At 44.2% G+C, this 21,980-nt stretch carries 22 protein-coding genes and 2 pseudogenes; 18 read left to right on the plus strand and 6 right to left on the minus strand.

Translation table 11 applies throughout. From position 1 onward, the window contains the following. Positions 1-34: 34 nt before the first annotated feature. The 6 genes and pseudogenes from ACFOEE_RS17960 (at position 35) to ACFOEE_RS17985 (ending at position 5,690) form a co-directional block, all read left to right on the plus strand. Positions 35-952, plus strand: coding sequence for an ornithine carbamoyltransferase (locus ACFOEE_RS17960; RefSeq protein ID WP_377127604.1), 918 nt, complete (start codon positions 35-37; stop codon positions 950-952). Positions 953-961: 9 nt separating this feature from the next. After that, positions 962-2,170 carry an argininosuccinate synthase gene (locus ACFOEE_RS17965; RefSeq protein WP_377127608.1) on the plus strand — a complete coding sequence of 403 codons (1,209 nt, stop codon included), beginning with the start codon at positions 962-964 and terminating at the stop codon, positions 2,168-2,170. A 195-nt stretch (positions 2,171-2,365) separates the two neighbouring features. Then, positions 2,366-3,730: pseudogene (gene argH / locus ACFOEE_RS17970) on the plus strand (argininosuccinate lyase); the annotation flags it as partial. A gap of 286 nt (positions 3,731-4,016) precedes the next feature. Beyond that, positions 4,017-4,178: a hypothetical protein gene (locus ACFOEE_RS17975; RefSeq protein ID WP_377127611.1), complete on the plus strand. Its 162-nt coding sequence runs from the start codon at positions 4,017-4,019 to the stop codon at positions 4,176-4,178. A gap of 65 nt (positions 4,179-4,243) precedes the next feature. Continuing rightward, the gene (locus ACFOEE_RS17980; RefSeq protein WP_377127614.1) at positions 4,244-4,690 is read left to right on the plus strand and encodes a hypothetical protein; all 447 of its coding nucleotides are present in this window, start codon (positions 4,244-4,246) and stop codon (positions 4,688-4,690) included. 196 nt (positions 4,691-4,886) lie between these two features. Continuing rightward, positions 4,887-5,690, plus strand: a complete 804-nt coding sequence (locus tag ACFOEE_RS17985) for a hypothetical protein (RefSeq protein WP_377127616.1) — start codon at positions 4,887-4,889, stop codon at positions 5,688-5,690. A gap of 76 nt (positions 5,691-5,766) precedes the next feature. Here the strand turns inward: ACFOEE_RS17985 and ACFOEE_RS17990 are convergent, their stop codons facing one another. Next, positions 5,767-8,544, minus strand: coding sequence for a S9 family peptidase (locus tag ACFOEE_RS17990; RefSeq protein WP_377127619.1), 2,778 nt, complete (start codon positions 8,542-8,544; stop codon positions 5,767-5,769). Positions 8,545-9,246: 702 nt separating this feature from the next. Between ACFOEE_RS17990 and ACFOEE_RS17995 the strand changes: the two genes are divergently transcribed. Beyond that, entirely contained in the window at positions 9,247-9,672 is a 426-nt protein-coding gene (locus ACFOEE_RS17995; protein WP_377127622.1) for a hypothetical protein, read from the plus strand. A gap of 67 nt (positions 9,673-9,739) precedes the next feature. Here ACFOEE_RS17995 and slmA read toward each other — a convergent pair whose 3' ends face one another. Then, the gene (slmA, locus tag ACFOEE_RS18000; protein ID WP_377127625.1) at positions 9,740-10,327 is read right to left on the minus strand and encodes a nucleoid occlusion factor SlmA; all 588 of its coding nucleotides are present in this window, start codon (positions 10,325-10,327) and stop codon (positions 9,740-9,742) included. A gap of 137 nt (positions 10,328-10,464) precedes the next feature. Then, positions 10,465-11,664, minus strand: coding sequence for a bifunctional phosphopantothenoylcysteine decarboxylase/phosphopantothenate--cysteine ligase CoaBC (gene coaBC / locus ACFOEE_RS18005; RefSeq protein ID WP_377127627.1), 1,200 nt, complete (start codon positions 11,662-11,664; stop codon positions 10,465-10,467). Between the two features lie 189 nt (positions 11,665-11,853). Between coaBC and radC the strand changes: the two genes are divergently transcribed. From radC to rpmG, 3 genes are all read left to right on the plus strand, one after another. After that, a complete protein-coding gene (radC, locus tag ACFOEE_RS18010; protein ID WP_377127630.1) occupies positions 11,854-12,528 on the plus strand; it encodes a RadC family protein in 675 nt (224 codons plus the stop codon). Positions 12,529-12,868: 340 nt separating this feature from the next. Continuing rightward, a complete protein-coding gene (gene rpmB / locus ACFOEE_RS18015) occupies positions 12,869-13,105 on the plus strand; it encodes a 50S ribosomal protein L28 (protein ID WP_005493123.1) in 237 nt (78 codons plus the stop codon). 11 nt (positions 13,106-13,116) lie between these two features. Next, positions 13,117-13,272, plus strand: a complete 156-nt coding sequence (gene rpmG / locus ACFOEE_RS18020; protein ID WP_005493124.1) for a 50S ribosomal protein L33 — start codon at positions 13,117-13,119, stop codon at positions 13,270-13,272. 176 nt (positions 13,273-13,448) lie between these two features. Here the strand turns inward: rpmG and ACFOEE_RS18025 are convergent, their stop codons facing one another. Then, on the minus strand, positions 13,449-14,183 hold the full coding sequence (locus ACFOEE_RS18025) for a helix-turn-helix transcriptional regulator (RefSeq protein ID WP_377127633.1): 735 nt from the start codon (positions 14,181-14,183) through the stop codon (positions 13,449-13,451). A gap of 249 nt (positions 14,184-14,432) precedes the next feature. On the opposite strand from ACFOEE_RS18025, the gene ACFOEE_RS18030 reads away from it, so the two are divergent. The 6 genes and pseudogenes from ACFOEE_RS18030 (at position 14,433) to ACFOEE_RS18055 (ending at position 18,771) form a co-directional block, all read left to right on the plus strand. Further along, the gene (locus ACFOEE_RS18030) at positions 14,433-14,615 is read left to right on the plus strand and encodes a hypothetical protein (RefSeq protein ID WP_377127636.1); all 183 of its coding nucleotides are present in this window, start codon (positions 14,433-14,435) and stop codon (positions 14,613-14,615) included. Further along, positions 14,597-15,379, plus strand: a complete 783-nt coding sequence (locus ACFOEE_RS18035) for an NADP-dependent oxidoreductase (RefSeq protein ID WP_377127638.1) — start codon at positions 14,597-14,599, stop codon at positions 15,377-15,379. The genes ACFOEE_RS18030 and ACFOEE_RS18035 overlap by 19 nt, the downstream gene beginning before the upstream one ends. Before the next feature lie 197 nt (positions 15,380-15,576). Further along, on the plus strand, positions 15,577-16,473 hold the full coding sequence (locus ACFOEE_RS18040; RefSeq protein WP_377127641.1) for a DMT family transporter: 897 nt from the start codon (positions 15,577-15,579) through the stop codon (positions 16,471-16,473). Between the two features lie 277 nt (positions 16,474-16,750). Continuing rightward, positions 16,751-17,038 (plus strand): annotated as a pseudogene (locus ACFOEE_RS18045) (helix-turn-helix domain-containing protein); the annotation flags it as partial. Positions 17,039-17,185: 147 nt separating this feature from the next. Beyond that, a complete protein-coding gene (locus ACFOEE_RS18050) occupies positions 17,186-17,809 on the plus strand; it encodes a hypothetical protein (RefSeq protein ID WP_377127647.1) in 624 nt (207 codons plus the stop codon). Between the two features lie 74 nt (positions 17,810-17,883). Then, entirely contained in the window at positions 17,884-18,771 is an 888-nt protein-coding gene (locus ACFOEE_RS18055) for a helix-turn-helix domain-containing protein (RefSeq protein ID WP_377127650.1), read from the plus strand. A gap of 105 nt (positions 18,772-18,876) precedes the next feature. On the opposite strand, the gene ACFOEE_RS18060 is transcribed toward ACFOEE_RS18055, so the two are convergent. Beyond that, positions 18,877-19,797 (minus strand): manganese-dependent inorganic pyrophosphatase, encoded by a 921-nt coding sequence (locus ACFOEE_RS18060; RefSeq protein ID WP_377127653.1) that lies wholly within the window; start codon positions 19,795-19,797, stop codon positions 18,877-18,879. 180 nt (positions 19,798-19,977) lie between these two features. Between ACFOEE_RS18060 and ACFOEE_RS18065 the strand changes: the two genes are divergently transcribed. Together ACFOEE_RS18065 and mutM are read left to right on the plus strand one after the other, a co-directional pair. Next, a complete protein-coding gene (locus ACFOEE_RS18065) occupies positions 19,978-20,448 on the plus strand; it encodes a hypothetical protein (protein ID WP_377127656.1) in 471 nt (156 codons plus the stop codon). A 6-nt stretch (positions 20,449-20,454) separates the two neighbouring features. Beyond that, complete coding sequence (mutM, locus tag ACFOEE_RS18070) at positions 20,455-21,267, plus strand: bifunctional DNA-formamidopyrimidine glycosylase/DNA-(apurinic or apyrimidinic site) lyase (RefSeq protein ID WP_377127659.1); 813 nt, start codon at positions 20,455-20,457, stop codon at positions 21,265-21,267. 23 nt (positions 21,268-21,290) lie between these two features. Here the strand turns inward: mutM and ACFOEE_RS18075 are convergent, their stop codons facing one another. After that, complete coding sequence (locus ACFOEE_RS18075) at positions 21,291-21,956, minus strand: hypothetical protein (RefSeq protein ID WP_377127662.1); 666 nt, start codon at positions 21,954-21,956, stop codon at positions 21,291-21,293. Between the last annotated feature and the right edge of the window lie 24 nt (positions 21,957-21,980).

The following is a 21,980-nucleotide window of genomic DNA, read 5'->3' on the forward strand; positions in this document are numbered from 1 at the left end:
TGCAGCTAAGCGAATCACGTTAGGCGGAAAAGATATGCAGCACTTTATACATGGTCTCGAATTTAATCGGGAAAAACTTCAAGCGTTATTGGATTTAGCGATCCGCATCAAAAATAACCCGGCAGACTACAACACGGCATTAGCAGGTAAATCTATCGTTACCTTATTTGAAAAGCCAAGTTTACGTACCCGCGTGTCATTTGATATCGGTATCAATAAGCTTGGTGGCCATGCGGTGTATCTTGACCAACAAAACGGTGCGATGGGCTCACGCGAGTCAGTGAAAGATTTTGCACTCAACATTTCTACTTGGGCGGATGCCATTGTTGCGCGGGTCATGCGTCACGACACCCTGACTACGATGGCGGAACATGCCAGTGTACCTGTGGTAAATAGCCTCTGCGATTTGTACCACCCTTGCCAAGCGCTAGCCGATTTTATGACGCTGCAAGAAGTCTATGGTGATGTCAGTGAGTTAAAACTCGCCTATTTAGGTGAAGGTAATAATGTGGCGCACTCTTTGATGCTGTTAGCCGCGACTATGGGCACTGACTTTGTGGCGGTGTGTCCGCGTGGTCACTCACCAGATGCGCAAATCCTCAAACAAGCTGAGCAAATTGCGGCAGTGAATGGGGCATCTGTGCTGATCAGTGACAGAATTGAAGCGGCAGTGGGGGCTAATGTGCTCTATGCTGATACTTGGGTGTCGATGGGCGATAAAACCCCGCTCAACGAAGTGGTGCATACCTATATGCCGTACCAAATTAATCAGGCGTTAGTGGAAAAGACCGGCGCGACGTCGGTATTACATTGTCAGCCTGCACACCGTGAATATGAGATCACCTCTGAGGTGATGGACGGTGTTCATTCAAAAATTATGCAGCAAGCGGAAAACCGGATGCACGCGCAAAATGCGTTACTGGTTACCTTGCTAAACCCAAGTTTTATGTAAGGAATTAAAATGCGCGATATCAAAAAAGTAGTACTGGCTTATTCTGGCGGACTAGACACTTCTGCCATTGTACCTTGGTTAAAAGACAACTATGGCTGCGAAGTGATCTGCTTTGTCGCTGACGTAGGCCAAGGTGATGCTGAACTTGAAGGGGTTGAAGCCAAAGCCCTTGCGTCTGGCGCATCAGAATGCCATATCGTTGATTTAAAAGACGAGTTTGTTGCGGATTATATTTACCCTACGCTTAAAACCGGTGCGATTTATGAAGGTACGTACCTGCTAGGTACGTCAATGGCGCGTCCGATTATTGCCAAAGCGCAAGTAGAAATTGCCCGTAAAGTTGGCGCAGATGCGCTAGCCCATGGTTGTACTGGTAAAGGTAATGACCAAGTGCGTTTTGAGTCTTGTTTTGCGGCCTTAGCTCCCGATTTAAAAGTGATTGCGCCATGGCGTGAGTGGGATTTAACCAGCCGTGAATCGCTGCTTAACTACTTAGCTGAGCGTAATATTCCGTGCGCCGCGTCACTGACTAAAATTTATAGCCGCGATGCTAATGCCTGGCATATTTCAACCGAAGGCGGTGAGTTAGAAAGCCCGTGGAATGAGCCAAGTGAACAAGTTTGGACGTTAACCGCATCCCCTGAGCAAGCACCGGACAAAGCTGAATATGTATCGGTGACGGTGGAAAAAGGCGCGATCGTTGCAGTAAACGGCGAGTCTTACAGCCCATATCAATGTTTGGTGAAACTCAATGAAATTGCCGCGCCACATGGTGTAGGTCGCGTGGATATCGTTGAAAACCGTTTAGTTGGGATGAAATCGCGTGGCTGTTATGAAACCCCAGGCGGCACTGTGATGGTTGCAGCACTGCAAGCAATTGACGAGCTAGTGCTAGATAAAACCAGCCGCAAGTGGAAAGAAGTGCTAGGCGGCGAGTTCGCGCATTTGGTTTACGACGGCCGTTGGTTTACGCCACTTAAAGATTCAGTACTTGGTGGTGCTCTGGCGCTGTCAGAATACGCATCGGGTGAAGTGGTATTAAAGCTTTACAAAGGCCAAGTAACAGCGGTGCAGAAAAAGTCACCTAACAGCTTGTACAGCGAAAGTTTTGCGACCTTCGGTGAAGATGATGTTTATAACCAAGCACATGCTGAAGGTTTTATCCGCTTGTATTCACTTTCTAGCCGTATCGCGGCATTGCATAAAGCCAAGTCGTGATTTGGTGAGGATTAAGTGACGCTGGTCACTTAATCCTTGCATTGGGTGTGCTACTTTAAATACCAACCAACTTAATTACTTGAGCTGGGTAAGTAGCACCACAGTTGGCAATGCGGTTGGTAGTCAATTCTTGTCGTCGTAGCTTAGTTTATTTAGATGACATCAGCATATTTTCAGTACAGAGGAGAGCCTGCGATGGCACTTTGGGGTGGACGTTTTTCTTCAGGACCGGATTCTGCGTTTAAACAGTTTAATGATTCCTTGCCGTTTGATTATCAATTGGCTGAGCAAGATATTATTGGCTCGATTGCATGGGCAACGGCGATTGCTAAAGTGGGCATTTTGAGTCAAGACGAGCTAACGCGTTTAACCGCAGCGTTGGAGCAATTATTGACCGAAGTACAAGCTGATCCAGAAGCCATTGCAAGCGCTGGCCATGAAGATATTCACTCCTATGTTGAAGCTAAGCTGATTGAAAAAGTCGGTGACCTTGGTAAAAAACTTCATACCGGACGTAGCCGCAACGACCAAGTGGCAACCGATTTTCGGTTGTGGAGTCGCTCAACCGCTGAAACTGTGCTGGCTGCATTACAAAGTTTGTCGCAGGCATTTATAGCACTAGCCGAACGTGAGCTGGGTACCATTTTGCCTGGTTACACCCATTTGCAACGTGCTCAACCTGTGCTTTTTAGCCACTGGTGTATGGCGTATGTCGAGATGCTTGACCGTGACATCAGTCGCTTACAAGATGCCATTACACGCTTAAATCAATGTCCACTTGGCAGTGGTGCATTGGCGGGCACCGCTTATGCTATCGACCGAAACGCGCTGGCTGCCCAGCTTGGCTTTGCGGGTGCAACCCGTAACAGCTTAGATGCCGTTTCAGACCGTGACTTTGTGCTGGAGCTATTAAGCACAGCCTCCATTGCAATGCTGCATTTATCGCGTTTGGCCGAAGACATGATCTTTTACAATAGCGGTGAAGCGGGCTTTATTGAACTGGCTGATGCCGTGACTTCAGGCTCATCTCTAATGCCACAAAAGAAAAACCCCGATGCGTTGGAGCTTATTCGCGGGAAAACCGGACGGGTGTTTGGGGCTTTTAGCGCTATGGCAATGACCATCAAAGCGCTGCCACTAGCCTATAACAAAGATATTCAGGAAGATAAAGAAGGCCTATTCGATGCCATGACCACGTGGCTGGCGTGTATTCATATGGCTGAGGCCTGCATTAAAGGGGTTAAAGTCAAAGATGAGCGCACTTTAGCCGCGGCGAAAGGCGGTCACGCTAACGCCACTGAGCTGGCTGACTATTTAGTGAAAAAGGGCATTCCGTTTCGTGAAGGGCACCATATCGTTGGTCAGCTTGTACAGTTAGCTATTGGTAAAGGTGTCAATTTGGAGAATTTATCGCTGACAGAGTTGCAAGCGGTAAGCCCTGTCATTGCTGATGACGTATATCCTGTATTAGAAATAGACGCTTGTATTGCCGCGCGGCAAGCGCTAGGCGGCACCTCTTTGCCTCAAGTTCAAAATGCCATCAATGCGGCAAAGGCGAGGCTTGGCTAAACTCCCTATGTAACTTGAGTTCGTTGTTTGGGCGCCAGATTGTTGGCGCCTTTTCTTTGCAATTATTCGTCATTCATGCTCTGACGCCTTTGATAGAGACTAAAAATAATACACTTCTCGAATTTCATCTTAATTATTAGTTGTTTGGTCTCTGTTTTTGAACGTTTTCGATTGTTGGCACATGGTTTGCTTTTCTTTGTTCACTTAAACGTAAACCTTGAAATTCAAGGTGTTAAGAAACTCAAATAAGAATTTGCAACTAATAAGGAATACACTCATGTTTAATAAGATGAAAAAATTAGCAAACGCAGCGCGCACTTCACAATTTGCTGGTCAATCAGCGCAATTCTCTGGTAAGGTGATAGAATCACAACAATTAGTTGCAGTTGCTGGCGGATACTCTAAACACGTGATCCTGCCTCCTAAAAAAGAGCAATAACAGAGACAGTGTTTTTAAATGAAATTCTCGGGTTAACGTTTAGTGCTTTGACCGTATGGGGCTTTATGATGGCCCTAGTTATAAACGTTGTACTCCACGTTACAACCAGTCAGAATTTACTTGCGAACATCATTGCCTCCGCTGTGATGTTCGTTTCTTACTTCTTCAGTGATGACCTTTCTAATTTTGCCTTAGATACCGACTTTTATCTGGTTTGGCTCGGCTTTGATATTACCACTATGCTTGCTGTGCTCTTTGCTGTAAGGGTGTTTCAGCAGCCAATCACGCTTGCAGTAAAATATCTTTGTGTCGGCTTAATGACTAACGGGTGTTTGTGTTTGGCCATGTATGCGGATATTGGCCTACGGCAAAACACCGAACCTTGGTTATTGTGGGACATTTATTCTATCGGTGGTACTTTTATCGACTTTGCGATGATTGCGGTGCTGATTTTAAACCGCGATTTCTTAGGTATTTTTAAACTGAAAAAACGTATTTGGCGTACTTCTTAACTTTGCTTCCTCTGTATAAGTAAAGCGCTGTTCTGCCCCTTTCTAACCGTTTCTGTATATAAAAGCGTGACATAAACCGATAACATGTCTAAGCGTGTATTTGGGCATCTTTCGGTGCGCAATTTTACTATTTCACGGATTTTACCAGCGTAAGGCACGTACGCTGTTCAATACTACAGAATAGAAGGAGCTAGTGATGAGAGTAACAGAGGTTGCTGGTGTCGTTGTTTTATTGACTACCAGTTCGGTTTTAGCAACACAACTACAAGAGCGTGTGATTGATAACGCGAACCCATTTGAACAAGCAGTACAGTCAAATCCCATGGTTGCGCCTAAAGGCTTGGTAAGCTATTCGTTTCAGCAACATAACAACCCTATCGTGACGTTAGACACGGACCAAGACTATCGTTACGAAGCGCTACAAACGAAAATGTTTGGCAGAGCATTTACAGAGTTAAATAGAGTAGCCGACTTACCAGCGCAAATAAAAACCATGCTTGCTTTGCAAACGCAGAAAAAAGCGGAGTTTATTGCGCGCCAACTGAAATTTAACAACATCCCGAATGACGTTGCAGAGCGCAGGTATAGAAAAATGACCGCTGCTGAGCTAACCACATGGGGCGAGGTGTTACCTGATGCCAAAGTCATCACAAGTTACGGTGCAGGTACTTATATCCAGCAGCAGGGCTGGGATACCGCCGTTAATATTTTAGATGATAAGCACTTAGGGAATCTGATCATAGAGCGGTGGCACTACAAAGCATCGGATGGAGGTGTACTGTTAGATTCAGATACGGTGAACATTACTATCAAGGATAATCCCGGTATTTTTATTGTAAGAAATGCGGGTGAGCGCGTTGAAAGCGTATTGTCTTGGGTTGATGAGGCATCCTCATTTACGGTGAGATCTGATGTAGATTTGGGTGAGGGTGAGTTAAAGGCTAAATTAATAACATTAGCTGAGTTTATAACAACGAAGAACCTGCCCAACGCAAATTAATGTAGGCAAAAATGCCATTTTAGGGAGTGTGAGAGGGAGTCAAACCGCGCAGCGGCGATTTGACTCTAACCCTGTACTATTCTTCCTGATAGGCTTCGCCTGTTTGCATCCATTGTGGTGCTGGCATGCCTTTGAGGTGGTGGTTGTAGTATTCCAGCATGCGAATGGAGAAATCGACCTGATTAGGGAACTTCTTCAAATGATGTGGTTCATCTTCATATTCGAGGAATATCACGTCTTTACCAGCGCGTCTTAGCGCCAAATAGTATTGGATCCCTTCTTGATAAGGCACCGCATCGTCTTTGTTGCCGAACATCATCAGAATTGGCGTGTTCACCTTGTCAGCAAAAAATACCGGTGAGTTTTCAATATACAGTTCAGGGGCTTCAAACAACGACTTACCAATGCGGCTTTGACCCGTTTCATATTGGAATTGACGAGCAAGGCCTGAACCTAAACGAATACCACTGTAAGCTGAGGTCATATTCGACACTGGCGCACCAGAAATCACTGCTTTAAACATATCGGTTTGCGTGATCATAAAAGCACTTTGATAGCCGGACCAAGAATGTCCTTGCAAAGCGATGTTGTCAGGATCAGCAACGCCAATATCAATCAGCTTTTGCGCCGCATTGATCATGGTTTGCGTTGATGACTTACCCGGATGGCCGATTTCAAAGCGGATATCTGGCATAAACAGCGCATAGCCGTTTGAAGTCAGCATTGGGAAGTTAGGTCTGTGGTTTAACTCCATCGCTGGGAAGTGGTACATCCTTTGGGTCATATAACGATAGAAGTAAATCACCACAGGGACTTTATCACCCGTTTGGTAGCCAGCAGGCTTGATTAACACCCCTTGCAAGTCCTCGCCGTTGTAACCTTTATACTGTACCAGTTCAGGTTTTTCGCCCCAAGCAAACTGGCTCGTTTGTGGATTGAGATTGGTAATTTGCGCCGTTTTTGCAAAGCTGCTATCGGTCACTTGAATATCTGGAAAGAGGTGATAGTGCTGTTTAGTGAACAATAAGGTATCGCTGTGTTTGGCTTTTTTCAGCACATCAAACTTAGCAGCACCTGCGAGTACGGTTTTCACTTCACCGGTATTGAGCGCAAGCGTGGCGACATGGGTTTGCTTATTCTCTAAGTTGTGTGCACTGAGGAATAAGGTTTCATCCTTCGCAAAGCCAACTTGGTCTTTATCCAGCTGCTGCACGCGATATTGGGTTTGCGTTTCGCGGCCTTGGGTCAAGCGAGTCGCTTTACCAGATTTAACATCAAATGCCCAAATATCATATTTGCTGTATACCAATACGGCGCTGCCGTCGGCCATCCAACCAGCAAAGCCGTAACCTGGTTGTGGGCTTGGGTAATCGTGTTGATCATCGGCAAAGATGGCTTGGCGGATCGCTTTGGTTAGAGGCTTAAGTTTTTGCTTTGATAAGTCTTTTAACCACACTTCACCGTCGGCAAAATAGCTCGCATAGTTACCAGTCGGTGACAAACTTGGGCGGAACGGACTGTATTTAACGATAAGCTGCTGTTTACCTGTGTGGCTGTCGAGGCTGTAGTAATCGCTATAAAAACCGTTATAGGTTATTTCGTGTAAATATGGGCGGTCGTTTTCTGCCAGCAAAAAGCGAGCTTCTTTATTGAGTTCAACGCTAGGCAATTGTGGTGAGGTCAACTGTACTACTTTGGTGCCGTTTAGGTGATAAACCGCTTGGTACTGTAAATTTTTATTCCGTTCTTGCCATTGGTCAATTTCGCGCGGCTTGATTTCAGGGTCTTGATGATGCCAAACTTTTAAGCCTTTTTGCGCCCGAATGGTATCAAAGTCACGTAGGCTTTGGTCATCTTTGTATTTATATTCTGGGGCTTTAGCCGCCAATTGTGGCGCGTTACCAAAGTAAAGCCGTTCGCCTTGTTCTGACCAGCTTAATTTGGCTGTTTTGGCAGTAAACCAACCGGGTTGATTGGCGATGTTTTCTAGCTTATTGCTATCCGCATGCCATAGGGTGAGATGATAGTTGCGGCGGCGGGCATCATCATTAACATAGTTGCCTTGCGTAAAGGCGACCAGCGCTTGGGTCGGGTGCCAAGCGATTTGCGCCACGGTAATGCCGGGTTCAGTGATCAACATGCTTTGTTGTGAAGTGCTAAAATCGTGAAATAGCACTTGGTTGCTCGCGCCATCTTCAGAGCCTTGTTGCCACAATAAGCCCTTGTCAGATAAGCCGTAGCTATTCACGTTATCAAAGCGGGTCTGGGCGTTAGTAGTAAGGTCAACCAACACTAAGGTCAGTAAACTGTCTTTTTTATCAGCTTTAAGTGCTTTACTTACTTCTTCGTTTTTGGCGTCGGATTTTGCTTCCGATTTGTCTTTTTTCGCTTCTTTATCTTCACGATACGCAAGCCATTTACCATCATCAGACAATTGATAATCTTTTACTTCGTCAAATTGCACTAAGGCGCCATCTTGCGTATTGACGAGTACTAAGTTGTTTTTGAGCTTTTTCTTCTCGTCTTTACTAGCGCTTTCGCTACTTAACAAGCTTGGCACTTGGGTAAAGGCTACCCAAGTCGCACTTTTATTGATTTGCGCTTTGGTGCCACGTTCAACTTTGGCGATTAGGCTTTGCGCGCCGACACGATACACTTGGCCTTCAGCATCACCGCGATAGGGTGTGGCAGACAATGCCATGATTTGACCATTATCAGACAGCTCAGTGCCTTTAGCGGTGCGAAAATCAAATACATCAGTAAAGGTCAGAGGGGTTTGCGCGGTAGCAGCGTCGCTCGCCAAGCAAAGGCCTAACAGTAAGGCTACCGATATTGGGGTTTTCTGCAGTGTCATAAATAATCTTCTGATGATCCAAAAGGTTTTTAATAGCACGATTATTTCAGCGGATAAACCCAGATGCGTTGTGAATCACCAAAACGAGTTCAATTACGTGAAGTAGGTAAGGGCGTGTTGACCTTTGCAGTTTGTTTTTGCAGCAGTAAGTTAGGTATTTAGGCAAGGCTGGGGCTGCCCCGAAGCGGCGGCGTAGCATAGTGGACTATGTGAGCCAGCCGATAACGCTGAATAAATACCTAACTTGCGCTGCCTGAAGGGTTCAACCAAAGGCTTCCACTACTTTGTCATTCGCAATTTACATAGACTACTATGCTACATTGCTCATTTCGCGTATTGAAAGCCTTTGATTTGAGCAAAAATCATACCTTAAAGGTCAGCACGCCCTAACCCAAAGCCAGCAGAAAAAGAGTAGTATTAGTAACTTTTTGTGTATTTTATGTATTTTTCTCGTGGTTTATTAGTGTTTTTAAGTAAGTAATATCTAGACGTGGTGCGGTTAATCGCCTTCTATCTTTATGTTTTCAATCAGCTCTATTAAGCAGCTAAATGCTAGTTAGTGGTGTTATTTGCAATAATGGCCTGTTGAGTGGTGTTTCTCGGTTAATTAATTGTAACTTTATTGTGCTTGTTTGCACTTAATTGGCAGGTTATACCTAGCCTGTCACTAATTTGGTGGCAAACATATTTTAAGGACGAACAATGAAAAAACTAGCGAAGAAACTCATCACTTTGGCGGCCATCTCGCTTGGTGCATTATCAGTAAGTGCGGTTGCAGCGACTGGTGATGACGGTGTACTAAAGTATTCCCACAATTATGTGTATTTAAAGTGTGAATCAAGCGCTTGTGGCGGCAGTGTCACGCGTTGGTTTCCGATGAAAGTGTACTACAAATTCAAAGCAGATATTCCACCACACAGTGAAGTGCGTTTGTACTGGAACAAAAATGAGCCAGCTGACGTTGCAGCAGGAACTCGTACCGCGTATACCCTAGGTGACTTTTGTCCCGATGGCTCTAGAATGCAGGCAAAATGGTTCTTAGACTCACGTTTTGTGCCGACCAGTGCAATTGCAACTGACTGTGATGGACAAGAACATACCTATTCTGTCCATGAGTTTAGTTTTTAATGATTAGAAAAATCACCAACAAACAGGCCAGCAATAAGCTGGCCTGTTTTTAAGTTTAATTTTTGCTTTACAGCCAAATTTTTTGCAGTTCTTGCCATTGGCTTTCAAAGGCTTGGCTTGGGCTGGCTTTAAAATCGCTGCGTACAAACTGATTCATTTTGCCTTCCACCACAGCTAAGAATAGATTGGCGAGCGCCGCTTCATCGCTACCAAAGGCCTTGCCCTCACGCAGTTTTCGCTCACGTAATACTTGTTTAAATTGGGTTTCTAACTTATTGAATAAACCTTGTACGCGTTCACGTAGGCGCTCTTGCTCACCTTGCAGGGCGTCACCTGTCAAAATGCGCGTAATGCCGGGGTTACGCTCAGCGAAAGTCAGCAACAGCATCATAATGTTATAAACACGGCCTTGGGTGTCTTTTTCATTTTCCAAAATGATATTGATGCGCGACAGCAAAGTGTCCTCGATAAACTCTATGAGTCCTTCGAACATTCTGGCTTTACTTGGAAAATGGCGATACAACGCCGCTTCTGACACACCGACTTCAGTGGCGAGTTTGGCGGTAGTGATACGTTGTCCTGGACTGGTTTCTAACATTTGCGCAAGGCATTGCAGAATCTGCTCTTTGCGATTACTGCGCTTAGTCGCTGGCATGAAGCTTCCCTTATATTTTTATTATGATCATGAACGCGATTGCCACACCTTGGGTGTCTTACGCACTCACTTGCAGGTGGCAATATCGCTTCATGTTAATGTTTTATTCAGTTTCTTTCCAGCATTTTAAAAGGTCGTTATGACAACTTAGTGGCAACTGATTTCATGACAGTAAGCGCTAACTCGGGCTTGCTGCAAGGGGGGAGCTCAAGGCTTTCATTGCCCCAAAATAGGGTTAATGCATTGTGGTCAGAGTTAAAGCCTAAGCCTTCGCGTGAAACGTCATTGGCGCAGATCATATCGAGTTTTTTGTTGGTTAGTTTACCTTTGGCATAGTTCGCCACATCTTGGGTTTCTGCGGCAAAACCAACAGTATAGGGGCGCTTGGTGGAGAGCGCTGCGACCTCAGCGATAATGTCAGGGTTTTTCACCAGCGTTAGGGTGAGTTCATCGCCTTGTTTTTTGATTTTCTGCTCGGCAACTGCCGCAGCGCGATAATCTGCGACCGCTGCGCAGCCGATAAAAACGTCGGAATGGGGTGCTAAAGTGAGCGCCGCATCACGCATTTCTAACGCGCTTTCAACTTTGACCACGCGAGCACCAGCTGGCGGCGTTAACGTCACAGGGCCACTGATCAAATTGACCGTGGCACCCAATTTGAGCGCTGCTTCTGCTAAAGCAAAACCCATTTTGCCGGAGCTGTGGTTACTAATAAAGCGCACAGGGTCTAAAGGCTCGCGAGTAGGACCAGCGGTAATTGTGACGGTTTTGCCGGCAAGTAAAGGCGGCTCTGGTTGCAAAGCTTGATTACACAATGCCAGTAGTTCTAGCGGCTCTAACATACGTCCGGCGCCGACATCACCGCAAGCTTGTTCACCCACCCCAGGCCCCCAAATTAACACGCCACGGGTTTTTAATAGGGCTAAATTGTGCAAAGTGGCAGGATGCTTGTACATTTGTTGGTTCATTGCGGGGGCAATAGCCACTGTGGCTGGCGTCGCGAGTAATAAGGTGGTGAGCAAATCATCGGCAAGCCCAGCACTCATTTTGGCTATGGTATTGGCAGTTGCGGGTGCAACTAATACCAAATCAGCCCATTTGGCTAATTCAATATGGCCCATCGCGGCTTCGGCACTGGGGTCAAGCAATGAATCAGCTACCATTTCGCCAGAAACGGCTTGCATGGTCAGCGGAGTAATAAAATGTTGAGCAGACTCAGTCATCACCACTTTGACCTGATGGCCTTGTTCTTTTAAGCGGCGAACCAATTCAGCACATTTATAAGCAGCGATACCGCCACTTATGCCTAAGAGGATTTTTTTATTTGCTTGACTCATGTTGCACTCAGCTTGCATTGGGCTTGATGTTATAAGCTGTAACCTTACCACAAACTTGTCTATGTGTTGATATACCCTTTGGGGGTCTTGCCTTTACAGTGGTAACTCTGCAATTACCCACTACACTGTTCAAACGTAGTAGGGAAATGTTACTGCGATTGACGTCACAAGGATTGATAAGGAGCCAGCATGCAATTGACTGCCATGCCAAAAGCCGCGCGGCCGCGCGAAAAATTACTACAATTCGGACCTGATGCGCTAAGTGATGCGGAATTACTGGCGATTTTCTTGCGCACCGGTATTCAAGGAATGAACGCCATAGAACTGGCGGAATCTTTGCTCAACCATAGCCAAAATTTGCAAAATCTGTTCAATGCCAGCTTACAGGAGTTTGCGAGTTTTAAAGGTATGGGGGAAGCCAAATATGTGCAACTTCAGGCAGTATTAGAACTCAGTAAACGCTATTTAAAAGAACAATGCTTGCGTGAAACGGTATTTCAAAGCCCAGCAGCGGTACGGGACTATCTCACCATCAAGCTACGTGGATTGGGTCATGAGGTGTTTATGGTGCTGTATTTAGACAACCAAAATCGCCTGATTAAGGATGAAATATTGTTTACCGGCACCATTAACGCCGCGTCTGTGTATCCGCGCGAGGTCGTCAAAGCGGCACTTAAAATGAATGCTGCGGCGCTGATCTTGGCACATAACCATCCTAGTGGCGTGGCAGAACCAAGCCAAGCCGACAAACTCATCACCAATAAATTGCAACAAGCGCTGGCGTTAGTGGATATTCAAATTTTAGATCATTTAGTGGTGGCGGGGCCTTGCTGTGTTTCCTTTGCGGAGCGCGGTTTATTATAATGCGCTGAATTGGGCACAGTGAATGGGCTGTTTAGTGACGATAAGCTTGGATGAAAAAACAGCATTGACGCATTGCAGCAGTGAATTTTGGGGATTTATAGCAGGTCTACTAGAGCTTGGTAAAAATAGTTTAATTTAAATGCAGTTTTTGCTTTCGTTTCGGGCTTTGGATCATTATAATTGGCCGCTATCAAATTTACCATGAGCTGATTACATAGGGTCAGATCCTTGATCTCTACCTGTAGATGCTGTATAAAGAGCGCCCTTCGATTAATCCCGGGGCACGAAACGGCCACAAGGGACAATTAAGCTCGAGCGAAGTTATTGGAGATACATAGACATGTCTAAAGTCTGTCAAGTTACAGGTAAGCGCCCTGTGGTTGGTAACAACCGTTCACACGCGCGCAACGCGACTAAGCGTCGTTTCCTACCTAACCTACAAACTCACCGTTTTTGGGTTGAAAGCGAGAAGCGCTTTGTTACTCTACGCACTACTACTAAAGGTATGCGTATTATCGATAAAAAAGGCATCGACGCGGTATTAGTTGAAATCCGTGCTCGTGGCGAAAAGGTATAAGGAGCTGAGTCATGCGTGATAAGATCCGTTTAGTTTCTACTGCTGGTACTGGTTACTTCTACACTACCGACAAAAACAAGCGTAACATGCCTGAAAAGATGGAGATCAAAAAATACGATCCTAAAGTTCGTAAGCACGTGATCTTCAAAGAAGCAAAAATCAAGTAATTTGCTTCCATGTTCGCAAAAAGCCCGGTTTAGCCGGGTTTTTTTATGCCTGAAAAACCGCTATTCGTTTTGGTCTTGATGTGAGTGCAAAAGTATCAAATGGGGGGGAGGTGTTTTATGCCAATCTAGATTAATCCGCCAAATTAGATAACTTAATTAAGTCGATAGGGATTGTTTTAGACAATTCCAAATTGCATCGCTTTGGCGATGGCTTGTGCTCGGTTGACTACGTTAAGTTTCACAAAAATATTGGCGAGATGAAATTTCACTGTGCGTTCTGAAATACCTAAAATAATCGCAATGTCGCCGTTGCTTTTACCCTCCTTAGTCCATTGTAATGTTTCTAACTCTCGCGCTGACAGCTTTGGAAGCTCAAGCTTGTTGCGTTGGTTACTTCCCTCTCGGGTAAACAACTCATGAAAATGAGGGGCAATATACCCAAACAATTGATTGGTTTCTTTATCTGTGGGTTGATGGGTAGCAAGTGATAATAAAGTTGAACCAAAGTGGTTATTGACCACGATAGATATACCCTGATGACCTACATATTTGAGTGATAGTTGCTGAAAGTCACGACTAAAGTTTTTACTTAGTTGGCGGTTTGCAAATGCACTTTGCCAATCAACCAGCTGATTTGCTTGCCCTAAAGCTTGTAGCACTGGGTCTTGAGTATAAAACTGACGTTGAAAGTAAATTTCCTGCCAAGCCTTATCTAAATTATAGGAAAACAATTGCTGCGCAGAGCGCAATTGAAACTGATGCTGAAAGTCGATAGCTATCACAGCTGACTTAAATGGAATGAGTCTATCTAATTTGTCTAATAGTGTTTGAACAGAACCTTCGTCGTTTGCCGATTTAACACAGCTGTCTACCAGCTCCAAGGTTTGGAGTAACTTGTCCTTATTAAGCACTATCTATCCCTAATTAACCTATTTTCTCAATACCATTGTAAGATAATAAGGGACAAAGACAACTGGAGAATTGTATATAAATACAGCATGTTCTCAGGCAACAAATGCAGAGTCTGCACTGGGGCACGAATGAATGAGCTAAAGCAAATGTTCGGTACGCCCATACTAACCTGAACAAGTGTACAGGTTGCTATTTTTGCCAATTGTTTATTATGGCGTTAAGACATCACAGAGCTGAAAGGAACTTAAATGGATAGCGCAAAATTAATGAGAGCAATTCGGATCCACGAATACGGCGGCCAACATACTTTGGTTGAAGAGCAAGTGACACTCCCATTTGTGGATGCAGATGATGTGTTAATTGCAGTGCAAAATACCAGTGTCAATCCAGTGTCAATCCAGTGGATTGGAAAGTGCGAGAAGGTTGGTTAGCCGCAGAAGGGTTGCATCAACTCCCCCTGATTTTAGGTTGGGATGTGGCAGGTGTGGTAAAGCAAGTGGGTGCAAATGTCACTGCATTTCGTGAAGGTGATGAAGTTTACGCATTCGCTGATCTTTCCAAAGATGGTGCCTATGCGCAGTATATCAGCGTCAATTCGCAGCTGGTGGCAAAAAAGCCCCTGACACTATCATTTGCAGAAGCGGCTGCCGTGCCATTGACTGCATTGACGGCGTGGCAAGCTATTAACCAACTTGTAGATATTCAGCCTGGTCAGTCAATTTTAATTCATGGTGCCAGTGGCGGCGTAGGTAGTTTTGCCGTGCAATTTGCCAAACTTAAAGGGGCTATTGTGGCCGCTGTTGCATCGAGCAAAAACCATGACTATGTGCGCTCACTGGGCGCGACAACAGTGGCTGATTACAATGTCCCGAGTTACCTCAAAGTACTAGGTCAGTTCGATTATGTGTTTGATATTGTCGATAATGACATTGCTGGCATCTACGATACCGTAAAGCCAACGGGAAAATACATTACCACATTAAAAAAACACTCTATTCCAGCATGTTACGACTTTGCTCACGAACGCGTATTAGTGATGCCAAATGGTCAGCAGTTAACGGAAATAGGAGAACTGATTGATAATGGCAAAATTAGCATACCTAGTATTGCCGAGCTGCCGTTTAGTGACGTGGCCAAAGCGCATGCCTTGTCAGAGACAGAGCACGTACGTGGCAAAATTGTTATCAGTATTTGAGTTTTACTTGAGATAGTCGCAATAAAGCACTTGCAGCTTGTCAGTACTGCCAGCTTCTTACAAGCTGGCGTTGCTTTAGATAGCATAGTGGTGGTGATCATTTTTTGGCAATTTTATGACATGATAAAACAGCCGCAAGCAAGTGATGGGTTGGAAGGGAGTGCTGGCATCAGAGCCATGCAACAAGGAGTAATATCATGAAATATATTGTTATGTTGATAGCATGTGGGATTTTATGGGGCTCGCAGTACGTGGTGAATGCCATTGCACTGGAGTCTCTATCCGCAATTTGGATTGCTGCACTGCGCTCTTCGATTGGTGCAATTGTGCTGATTTTTGCCTGTTTGGCACTGGGTTTGAAGCGTGAGAAAGGCCATTGGCCGCTGCTGTTTGTAATTGGTTTATTAGAGGCCACTTTACCGTTTTTATTGGTCGCGTGGGGCCAGCAAACTACCGCCGCCAGCCATGCAGCCGTGATCACAGGGATGAATCCACTTCTGACCATTTTACTGGCGCCGTTCTTTTTAGTGAATGCTCGGCTCGACGCCAAAGCGGTACTCTGTGGTATTGTCGGCTTTATTAGCTTGTTGTATTTGTTCTATCCACAGTTACAAGTACAAGAAGTCACTGAGTTCTACGGTGCAAGCGCGATATTTATCGCCGCGCTGAGTTTTGCATTAAGTTTGATTTTAGTGAAAAGATTACAGCACTTACATCCTATTGTGGTGGCGCGTGATGTGATTGTGCTGTCGGCCCTACAGTTGTTACCGATTGCATTGTTCACCAGTGATTTATCGCTTGCGGACATGTCGGCGCGCTCAGCCTACGCTAGTTTATATCTTGGGGTATTCTGTGGCGGCGTGGTTTATATCCTGTTTATGCAGCTGATTATGAGCAAAGGCCCTGAGTTTGCTTCTTTTAGCAATTATTTAGTCCCAACGGTGGGGGTTATCCTGTCATTCCTAGTGCAAGGGGATGAAGTGACGAGTCGCACCTTTATCAGCCTAGCTGGAATTATTGGTGCGATCTTTTTGTTCCAATACTGGAGCAACAAAAGTAAAAGTCCTACAAACGAGTTAGTGCAAAACACCTAATTCACACATAACCTTACAGCAAGGCGATGTTATAGAGCTAAGTCGCCTTGCTGTATCATTCTTAACCGCTCTTTCAGAACTTTTCCAGCCAATAGCCAAAACCCCCATCAACAATATCTGCCTATTTACTGTCACTGTTTTAATGGGTACAAAAGATTGACAAAAAGCAAGTTTACAAAATAAAATTAATAGTTAACAATTTGCTATTGTTGTTATTTTAGATTAAATATTGTGGTAAGTGAGTAGGGAAATCAACATGGGGAGTTGGTGAGGCGCGATGCAAACACCCGAGGAGTATGAGGTTACCAAACGTGTTGCCGCCTTAATGAAAGGCTTAAAGAAACAGCGCGGCTACACCAAAAAAGACATTAGCAGACTACTCGATATAGGGCTCACGACTTTAGATGACTATCTTAACGGCGTCAGCTCTTTTCGTTTAGGAACATTGCTAAAATTTGCACAACTTTGTAGAGTAAGTCTGAGTGATATATTAAATGACTCAGAAAACCTAACTAAACTATATGAGAAAAAGGCAAATGATGAAGCCGATGATAAAAGCTCAATTGAAATTGAAAAATAAAGTATTAAAAAAGACTTTCTGCCAGAATATAGTCGGCTCCGGTGGTTGGAAAGATGATGGACCTCGAATTTCGAGTGAAGAGCAGCCTATACCAGTCTATGCTCCAAATGAAAAGCCAGTTGAGGTGCCTTAATGAGGGCAACATATCTCGTAATGGGTTCTGTTGCTTCGGCTCTTTTACTTGTTCAGCTCATTTCTGAATGGCAGAGCGCCCAAACTGTATTCTGCATATTGTTAGTTGGACTTGCGTTTTTTTCTCGAAGCGACAGCAATGGGCAATTCTTAATTATTGCATTTTTAACTGCATTTTTAGTTGAAAAGATTGTTTTTTACCCTGTCGAATTGTTTATATTCCCTCTAAATATCAACTTCATTGGTAATTCAGTGGCATTTATTGTGCAGTTTTCTGTTGATGTGCTTTTGATTTATTTAGTTAAGAATCGTATGAAGCTTTCACTTGTCTTAACAAAAGGAAAAAGCCCTTGTATTTTAGAGAAAAACTACGCTGAAGGACCGCTTTATGGTTTGCTAATTTGCTATGCGTCAATAGATATGCTGGCCTTTATCGAAAATATAATTCGTAATCTAGATAGACTGGGTGTTGATGAAAGTTTTGCGAAGCAATTTTGGGACTTGACTTTTTTCTATGACAACTTTGAATATATGAAAGGCGTTTTAATGGCGCTGACCATTGTTGTACTTTACATGGGGGTTGTAGTTAGAAAACGACATAATCAAACTCCCAAATTGAGCTAAAGTAATCGAAACATTAAAAGCCGGTTTTATCCGGCTTTTTTGTATATGGATATAGATTTACATGGCCTATTAAAATGCAAACACCAGAAGAATATGAAATCACCGAGCGTGTCGCTGCGCTAATAAAAAGTCTAAAAAAGCAGCGGGGCTACACCAAAAGGGATATCAGCGAAAAGCTTGGGATTGGCTTAACCACCCTAGATGATTACTTAAATGGCGTCAGCTCATTTAAGCTAGGAACATTGCTAAAATTTGCGCAGCTTTGTAAGGTTGAACTAGGTGACATTCTTGATAATACTGAGAAGGTTAGAAAGCTGTATGTAGATAGCAAAAAGGATGATAAGTCATTAGGTAAAAATATCGGTGACTTGTTTATGTTTGTTATGTTTGTTCAAGTCATGCTCTCTCCTCCAACGTTAAATTTGATTTTTTTGCTTGTAACTTTATTTTTGCTTTTTTACGCTCGTCGCGATTTTAGTAGTTTTTTTCTGGTTGTAAATTTCTTCTTTATATATTTGTTTGCATATGTGGAGTTTGGTTTTTTATATAGGCTTTTTAAATCTGGCTATAGCGGGTTTATGCAGAATTTAATTATGTTCTCTTTTCATATTTCTAATGATGTTCTTTTGATACTTTTACTGAAAAACAGAATGGCTATATCTCTATACCTTACCAAAGGTAAAGTGGCTTCTGTTTTAGATGGTAATCATATTGATGGTCCTTTATATGGGCTTTTGTTATGTTTTTTATTTATTGATGTCAGTGCCTTTATAGAAAATATGATTCGAAACTTGGAGAGGGTAGGCATCAATGAAAGTTTTGCTATGCAGTTTTGGGAATGGACATTTTTTTATGACTATTTTGAATACATGAAAGTGACGATTATGTTTTTAATAATTTTAGCTCTCTATATCGGCATTGTGATTCGCAAACCAACAGCTAAACCAGCCCTTACTGTTTAGCCTTACTTAGCACTTTTATAGTGAAATAACGCACATGATTGAGCATAAAAAAACCGAGGCGAGCCTCGGTTTTTTTTATTCTTCTACTAGCAACAAAATTGCGAATTAAGCAAATGCGTCTTGTAGTGGTGGTACTACTTGCTTTTTACGGCTGAGTACGCCGTCAAGCCACGCTTTACCGGCTTCTGCTTTGACGCCGTAAGCTTTTTCGATGATGCTGGTGTCATCCGATACCATCAATAGCTCAGAGCCTTCTTTCATAATGTCAGTTAGTAGCAATAATACTGAATGGCGGTTGCCTTCTACTTTTAGCTTAGCGATATCAGCTTCTAAATCGGCTTTGATGTCATCAAATACAGAGAGGTCAATCACTTCTAATTGGCCGATACCTACTAGGTTGCCGTTCATATTGAAGTCTTTAAAGTCACGCATTACTAGGTCACGTGCTGGTGTACCTTGTACGGCAGATTTCACTTTGAACATGTCCATGCCCAATTCTTTAAAATCAGCCACGCCTGCGATTTCAGCTAGAGCTTCAACACATTTGATGTCAGCAGTAGTACAAGTTGGTGATTTGAAAATCACTGTGTCGCTTAGAATTGCACACATCATGATACCTGCGATATTGGCAGGGATCTCAACACCGTAGAAGTCATACATCATTTTGATGATAGTGTTGCTACAACCAACTGGACGGATCCAACACTCAAGCGGTGTTGAAGTGGTTAAATCGCCGAGTTTGTGGTGGTCAACTACGCCCACAACGGTAGCTTGGTCAATGTCATCAGGTGCTTGAGTTTTTTCAGTGTGGTCAACAATATACACTTGCTCGCCAGCATAGCTGAGTTTTAGCTCAGGGGCGTCAAAACCAAAGCGGTCAAGGATGAACTGAGTTTCAGGCGAAATTTCACCTAAACGCGTTGGGATAGCTTCTTCACCGATTTGGTTTTTTAAATAAGACAGTGCGATTGCACCACAAATTGAATCTGAATCTGGGATTTTGTGACCCACTACATACATTGCCATGGACGGACTCCTTAAATTTTGCTGGTTATTTTAGCAAAATAATGCACTAAAGAAATCCTCGCGGCGGAGTTTTGTGCTTATCTTACGTGAGGAATTTAGATACACTCACTTACACCCTTACTACTTGCCGCCTAACTGCAATTTCAAGTCGTGTGGGTATAGCTAGCTAAGGAGCGTGTCATGTTAAGTCGTGCGGGTTGGAACAATGTAGTGATCTTCTCTATGTTGTTGATGATTTTTTTCTTAAATGGCTTTCACCATAAGTTTTTTGCTGAAAAGTCAGAACATCACAAACAATTATTGCTGCCAGCGCAAAGCTTTGTGTTAGCACTGGCATACCCGGGCAGTAAAGTAGAGCGCATTGGCACGTCGTGGCGTAGTGAAGGGGAGTGGCAAGCGAGCCCTCAGCAAATAGAAACCTTGTTGGCTGATTGGCTGCAAACTGAATTAATGACGCAAGATAAACCAAGCGAGTTACCTGCTGCACTTTCGGCGGCGCAATTTTGGCTAGCAGGGCAGGAGTTGCCTTGGGTGATACAAGTGTTTAAGCATGAGCAGCAATATTATTTGTTCGATGCCCAGCGTCAGTTGTGGTTTAGCGCCGAAGCCAGTACAGTGCAAGGTTTGTTTATTCCTATCTCCCTAGAGTGAGTCACTATGCCTGAATTACCAGAAGTAGAAGTTAGCCGACTTGGGATAACACCGCATATCGCATCCGAGACGGTTACTGATGTACGCATTTATAATCCCAATTTACGTTGGCCGGTGCCAGAAGAAGTAAAAGCACTGATTGGTCAACGCATTAGCCAAGTGACACGGCGAGCCAAATATTTACTGCTCGAAAGCAGCGTTGGTAGTGCCATTTTACATTTGGGCATGTCGGGCAATTTACGCATAGTGCCGATAGATGAACCACTTAAAAAACATGATCATATTGAGATATGTTTTAACAATGGCAAAGCGCTGCGGCTAAACGACCCGCGTCGTTTTGGTGCCTGTTTATGGCAACGTCCGGGTGCACAACATGCGGTGTTTGCAAAGCTTGGCCCCGAGCCTTTAACCGATGCTTTTACGGCCAAACATTTGTTTGATGTATCGCGTGGCAAGCGGGTAGCGATAAAGCAATTTATTATGGATAACCATGTGGTGGTGGGCGTTGGCAACATTTACGCCAACGAATCTTTGTTTAAAGCCGGTATTCACCCAGAATGCGAAGCAGGTAAAGTGTCTTTGGCACGTTATCAGCGCTTAACCCCAATTATTAAAGACACCTTAGCCGCCGCCATTTTACAAGGCGGTACCACGCTCAAAGATTTTGCCCAAAGCGATGGCAAACCTGGTTATTTTGCTCAAGAGTTATTGGTATATGGCCGCAAAGGTTTACCCTGTGTGACGTGTTTTACTGAGCTTAGTGAAATTCGTTTGGGTCAACGTAGCACGGTATTTTGTCGCCGTTGTCAGCGTAAGTGAACTTAGCTGTTGTCTAAAATTCGTTAGCCAACAAAGCTATATACTTCTTTTCGGACTTGCCAGTCGGGGCAGTGGTTACTGCTTTTATGGCAAGGCAGCTGGGCTAAGTGTTGTTGATGTTGTTGCACATCCAGCGAGAGCAACAATAAAGAGACACTTGGCGCACCATTTAACACCTCTAAACATAAAATCGCGTGGCAAGCTTTACGCAATTGCGGATGCTGATATTGCTGCATTTGTTTCGCACTGTTGGCAAAGCGGCTCATTAACCCCGCGGCAAATGGCAATTCGGCATCGGTGAGTGGATAGCCGAGTAATGTAGTCGCAATATCGCCATGTTGCTGCGCCTGAAACTGGCAATGGGCAATGCTAACCTCGTTCGCATAGACTGGAATATAGCGCCCGCCTTGACTTAACAGTAATTGCAACGCGTGGTAATTAAAAATGCTGTATGGCTGATTAGTCAGCGGGTTTAAGGTGGTTGAAAGCGCCCGCAGTATGGTGGCAAGCCCGGCTTGGGCACTAAATAGCAAAGCTTGCGCTGCCTCTGATAACAGCTCAGTGGTATTTTGATGTTGTACAATTAACACTGTACCGGTGGCATTAAACAAGCAGTGGCAAGCGGGAACTACAGGGCTTTTTGCCACCGTTTTGCTTTGACCAAAATGGAAAAAATCCAACCAGCTCATTGCGCTTCCTTTGCGTGGCAAACT

This window comes from Pseudoalteromonas fenneropenaei, from assembly GCF_042643375.1.
Classification (GTDB): Bacteria; Pseudomonadota; Gammaproteobacteria; order Enterobacterales; family Alteromonadaceae; genus Pseudoalteromonas; species Pseudoalteromonas fenneropenaei.

What these genes read in the sequence shown, in the direction of transcription:
- ACFOEE_RS17960 (WP_377127604.1), top strand. Translation starts at nt 35, where the DNA reads ATGCAGCACTTTATACATGGTCTCGAATTTAATCGGGAAAAACTTCAA.
- ACFOEE_RS17965 (WP_377127608.1), top strand. Translation starts at nt 962, where the DNA reads ATGCGCGATATCAAAAAAGTAGTACTGGCTTATTCTGGCGGACTAGAC.
- ACFOEE_RS17975 (WP_377127611.1), top strand. Translation starts at nt 4,017, where the DNA reads ATGTTTAATAAGATGAAAAAATTAGCAAACGCAGCGCGCACTTCACAA.
- ACFOEE_RS17980 (WP_377127614.1), top strand. Translation starts at nt 4,244, where the DNA reads ATGATGGCCCTAGTTATAAACGTTGTACTCCACGTTACAACCAGTCAG.
- ACFOEE_RS17985 (WP_377127616.1), top strand. Translation starts at nt 4,887, where the DNA reads ATGAGAGTAACAGAGGTTGCTGGTGTCGTTGTTTTATTGACTACCAGT.
- ACFOEE_RS17990 (WP_377127619.1), bottom strand. Translation starts at nt 8,544, where the DNA reads ATGACACTGCAGAAAACCCCAATATCGGTAGCCTTACTGTTAGGCCTT.
- ACFOEE_RS17995 (WP_377127622.1), top strand. Translation starts at nt 9,247, where the DNA reads ATGAAAAAACTAGCGAAGAAACTCATCACTTTGGCGGCCATCTCGCTT.
- slmA (WP_377127625.1), bottom strand. Translation starts at nt 10,327, where the DNA reads ATGCCAGCGACTAAGCGCAGTAATCGCAAAGAGCAGATTCTGCAATGC.
- coaBC (WP_377127627.1), bottom strand. Translation starts at nt 11,664, where the DNA reads ATGAGTCAAGCAAATAAAAAAATCCTCTTAGGCATAAGTGGCGGTATC.
- radC (WP_377127630.1), top strand. Translation starts at nt 11,854, where the DNA reads ATGCAATTGACTGCCATGCCAAAAGCCGCGCGGCCGCGCGAAAAATTA.
- rpmB (WP_005493123.1), top strand. Translation starts at nt 12,869, where the DNA reads ATGTCTAAAGTCTGTCAAGTTACAGGTAAGCGCCCTGTGGTTGGTAAC.
- rpmG (WP_005493124.1), top strand. Translation starts at nt 13,117, where the DNA reads ATGCGTGATAAGATCCGTTTAGTTTCTACTGCTGGTACTGGTTACTTC.
- ACFOEE_RS18030 (WP_377127636.1), top strand. Translation starts at nt 14,433, where the DNA reads ATGGATAGCGCAAAATTAATGAGAGCAATTCGGATCCACGAATACGGC.
- ACFOEE_RS18040 (WP_377127641.1), top strand. Translation starts at nt 15,577, where the DNA reads ATGAAATATATTGTTATGTTGATAGCATGTGGGATTTTATGGGGCTCG.
- ACFOEE_RS18050 (WP_377127647.1), top strand. Translation starts at nt 17,186, where the DNA reads ATGAGGGCAACATATCTCGTAATGGGTTCTGTTGCTTCGGCTCTTTTA.
- ACFOEE_RS18055 (WP_377127650.1), top strand. Translation starts at nt 17,884, where the DNA reads ATGCAAACACCAGAAGAATATGAAATCACCGAGCGTGTCGCTGCGCTA.
- ACFOEE_RS18060 (WP_377127653.1), bottom strand. Translation starts at nt 19,797, where the DNA reads ATGGCAATGTATGTAGTGGGTCACAAAATCCCAGATTCAGATTCAATT.
- ACFOEE_RS18065 (WP_377127656.1), top strand. Translation starts at nt 19,978, where the DNA reads ATGTTAAGTCGTGCGGGTTGGAACAATGTAGTGATCTTCTCTATGTTG.
- mutM (WP_377127659.1), top strand. Translation starts at nt 20,455, where the DNA reads ATGCCTGAATTACCAGAAGTAGAAGTTAGCCGACTTGGGATAACACCG.
- ACFOEE_RS18075 (WP_377127662.1), bottom strand. Translation starts at nt 21,956, where the DNA reads ATGAGCTGGTTGGATTTTTTCCATTTTGGTCAAAGCAAAACGGTGGCA.